The sequence below is a fragment of the Streptomyces sp. NPDC020958 genome, assembly GCF_055562175.1.
In genome coordinates this window covers 1-4469 of record NZ_JBVHFU010000042.1, presented here as the reverse complement: position 1 = coordinate 4469, position 4469 = coordinate 1, and the positions used below count along the sequence as shown (strand labels likewise).

At 72.0% G+C, this 4469-nt stretch carries 1 protein-coding gene; it reads right to left on the bottom strand.

What is annotated here, in order from left to right; all coding sequences use genetic code 11:
- On the bottom strand, positions 1-4469 hold a 4469-nt coding region (locus ACZ3KP_RS40860; protein WP_467506200.1), incomplete at both ends, for an SDR family NAD(P)-dependent oxidoreductase.

Sequence of the window (4469 nt, the reverse complement as noted above, 5' to 3'; positions counted from 1 at the left end):
TGACCGATGTTCGACTTCACCGAACCCAGCAGCAGCGGCCGACCCTCAGGACGATCCTGACCGTAAGTCGCCAGCAGCGCCTGCGCCTCGATCGGATCACCCAACGCCGTACCCGTGCCATGCGCCTCGACCACGTCGACATCACCCGGCTCCAGCCCCGCACTCGCCAGCGCAGCCCGGATCACCCGCTGCTGCGACGGACCGTTCGGCGCCGACAGACCATTGCTCGCACCGTCCTGATTCACCGCACTACCCGCAACCACCGCCAGCACCCGGTGCCCACGAGCACGGGCATCCGACAGCCGTTCCAACACCAGGACACCGACACCCTCACCCCAACCGGTGCCGTCAGCCGCCTCCGCGAACGGCTTGCACCGACCGTCGGCAGCAAGGCCTCGCTGCCGCGCGAACTCCGCGTAGGTGCCGGGCGTGGCCATCACCATGACGCCGCCTGCCAGGGCGATCCCGCACTCGCCCGAGCGCAGCGCCTGCGCCGCCAGATGAATCGCCGTCAGCGAAGACGAGCACGCCGTGTCCACCGACACCGCAGGACCCTGCAGCCCCAACGAGTACGCCACCCGACCCGACGCCACACTCGCCAGGGTTCCGGTCAGCCCATAGCCGCTCGCGCTGTCCTGCTCACCGACCCGGTAGTCCGACGTGATGATGCCGGAGTACACCCCGGTGTCGGTGCCCCGCAGCGAACTCGGGGTGATGCCGGCGTCCTCCAGGGCCTCCCAGCTGGTCTCCAGCAGCAGCCTCTGCTGCGGGTCCATCCCCAGGGCCTCGCGTGGGCTGATCCCGAAGAACTCCGCATCGAAGTCACCGGCACCCTCCAGGAAGCCACCCACCCGGGCGTAACCCTCGATCGCCTCACCGGACTCGGACACGCTCGGCATCTCCCAACCGCGGTTCACCGGGAAGCCCGACATCGCGTCGGTCCCTGCGGCGATCAGCTGCCAGAAGGCCTCCGGGTCCTCGACCCCGCCCGGGAACCGGCAACCCATACCGACGATCGCCACCGGCTCGTCCGTGCCGACACGCACCATGGAGACAGCAGCCACGCCGTCGGTCCCGCAGGCCTCTGCCACCAGATAACGGGCGAGTTCCTGGGGGACGGGGTAGTCGAACACCAGGGTGGCGGGCAGGCTCAGACCGGTCTCCGCAGCGAGTCGGTTGCGCAGCTCCAGCGCAGTCAGGGAGTCGATGCCCATCTCGCGGAAGGCCCGCTGGGCGTCGATGTCCCCGGGGCTGGCGTGGCCCAGAATGACGGCGGTGGCGGCCCGTACGATCTGCAGGACGTCCTGCTCACGATCGGCGGGGGACAGCGCGGCCAACCGGGCCCCCAAGCCGCCCACGACCGCAGCCACGGCCGCCGACCGGCGCACAGAGACAGCACCGGCGACCAGACCGCGCAGCAGCGGAGTCACCGGCCCCCCGGCACGCGACAATGCGGCCAGGTCCAACCGGGCCGGGACGGCCAACGGCGCACCCCAGGCGGCGGCGGCGTCGAACAGCGCGAGACCCTGCTCGGTCGTCATCGGCTGAACACCGCCACGACGCAGCCGGGAGAGATCGGCACCGTCCAGGTGCCCGGTCATCCCCGACGCCTGGGCCCACAGGCCCCAGGCCAGCGACTGACCGGCCAGCTGCCGATCGCGGCGGTAGGCCGCGAGTGCGTCCAGGAACGCGTTGGCGGCGGCGTAACTCCCCTGCCCCGGGCTGCCCAGGGCGGCCATGGCCGAGGAGTACAGCACGAACCCGGCCAGGCCCGCGTCCTCGGTCAGCTCGTGCAGGTTCCAGGCCGCATCGGCCTTGGCGGTCAGCACGGTTGCCATCCGCTGCGGAGTCAGCGACTCGACGGTGGCGTCGTCGATCACACCGGCGGCGTGCACGACCGCGGTCAGCGGCCGCTCGGCCGTAAGCCGCGCCAGCACCGAGGCGAGACCCTCGCGGTCGGCCGCGTCGCCGGCCTGGACCCGCACCTCCGCACCCGACTGCGCCAACTCCGCGACCAGGCGGGCCACGCCCGGCGCGACCGGACCGCGGCGGGACATCAGCACCAGGTGCCGCATGCCTCGAGCGTTCACCAGGTGCCGCGCCAACTCCCCGCCCAGCGTCCCGGTGCCACCGGTCACCAGGACGGTGCCCTGCGGGTCCCACTCGGCGGGAATGTTCACCACGACCTTGCCGAGGTGTCGAGCGGCCTGCAGGTAGCGCAGCGCCGCCACGGCCTGCGACAGCTCGAAGCACGTGACTGCGGGCGGCTGCAGGGTCCCGGCTTCGAACATCGGCCCGAGCTCGGCCAGCATCTCCCCGACTCGCGGCACGCCAGCGTCCATCAGGTCGAACGCCTGGTAGACGACTCCCGGATAGGCCTTGGCAACCTCGGCGGCGTCGCGGATGTCGGTCTTGCCCATCTCGACGAACCGGCCGCCGCGCGGCAGCAGCCGCAGCGAGGCATCCGTGAACTCACCGGCCAGGGCGTTGAGGACCACGTCCATGCCCTCGCCACCGGTCACGGCCAGGAACCGCTCACAGAAGTCCAGGTCACGGGTCGAAGCGATGTGGCTCTCCTCCACACCGGCGGCGAGCAGCGCATGTTGCTTGGCCGGGCTGGCGGTCGCGAAGACCTCCAGGCCCCACGCCTTGGCCAGCTGCACGGCGGCCGTGCCAACTCCACCCGTACCGGCGTGAATCAGCACCCGCTGGCCGGGACGGGCCTGGGCCAGATCCCGCAACGCGTAGAACGCGGTCAGGAACGTCACCGGCACCGCCGCGGCCTGCTGGTACGACCAGCCCTGCGGGATGGCGGCCACCAGGCGGCTGTCGACGACCCCGACCCGTCCCCAGCCCGGCACCAGACCCATCACCGGCTGACCGACCGTCAGACCATCCACCCCGGGACCGGTCTCGAGCACAACCCCGCCAGCCTCCAGGCCCAGGACCCGGCCGTCCGAGACCATCCCCAGACCGGCCACCACATCGCGGAAGTTCAGACCCGCGGCGCGCAGGCCAACCCGGACCTGACCCGCCGCCAACTCGGCTTCAGCCTCGGGAGCGTCGATCACCGCGGTACTGCTCAGGTCGCCCGGCTGGGTCACCTCGACCCGCCAGCCCGTACCGCTCGGCAGCACAAGTTCCCCGGACGCACCGGCCCGGACCAGCCGACGACCGAACGCCGCGACTCCCCCGCCGTCGGCGGCGCGGCGGATGCGGACCTCTGGCTCGTCGGCATCCAGCACCGCGGCCAGGACGGTGTCCACGTCGGCGTCACGCGTCGGTTCCAGGCCGGCCGCCGGGTCGACATCGACCAGCAGCAGACGACCCGGGTGCTCCGACTGCGCGGAGCGCACCAGACCCGTCACCGCCGCACCGGCCAAGTCCTGGCCGATCCAGATCACCAACCGCGCGTTGCCGGTTGCGGGGTCGGCCAGCCACTCCTGCACCCACCCCAGCACCGTCGCAGCAGCCAGCTGGGCCGCCTGCGGCACCGACGTCCCGGCGCAAGCGGCAGGCACCGCAGCAACAACCACCGGGGCCATCCCGGAACCGTGCCGCGCCCACTGCACTGCGGCGTCAGAAGCCCGCGTCGGCAGCGGGACCCAGTCGACGGTGAACAGCGACTGCCGGACCTGACGGTCAGAGCCACTGAGCTGACCGGACGAAGCCTCACGCATCGCCAACGACCCTGCCTGCAGCACCGGCTGACCGGCACCGTCGAACGCCGTCACCGAGACGCCACCCGACGCGGAAGCGAACGCCACCCGCAGGTGACGGGCACCACTCGCCAGCAGCTGTACGCCTGACCAGGCGAACGGCAGCTCCGTACCGCCACTGCCATTGCTGGCGCCGACGGCCAGGAGACCGTGCAGCGCGGCGTCGAGCAGCGCAGGGTGCAGGCCGAACGCGGCCGCGTCGGAGTCGATGGCCTGGGGCAGCTCGACCTCGGCGTAGACGGTGTCCCCGGCACGCCACACCTGGCGCAGGCCCTGGAACGCCGGCCCGTAACCGTAACCACGCTGGGCGAGACGCTCATAGGCGCCATCGACCGACACCTGCTCCGCACCCTCCGGAGGCCAGACGGCCAGCGGGGCCGGGGCAGGCTCGTTGCCGACTGGGGCCAGCATGCCGACGGCGTGCCGAACCCACCCGCCCTCCCCTTCGCGGGAGGAGACCATGACCGTGCGCCGGCCACTGTCGCCGTCACTGTCACCCACCTGGACCTGCAGCTGCACGCCACCGGAGCCAGGAATGACCAGCGGCTCTTGAAGCGTCAGCTCCTCCAGGACGCCGCAGCCGGCCAGGTCCCCGGCGTGGACCGCCAGGTCCACGAACGCCGTGCCGGGCAGCAGAACCGTGCCGTGCACCGCATGATCGGCCAGCCACGGCATCCCGGCCAGCGACAGACGACCCGTCAACACCAGCCCATCACCCTCGGCCAGCCACACCGCCGCCGCCAGCAACGG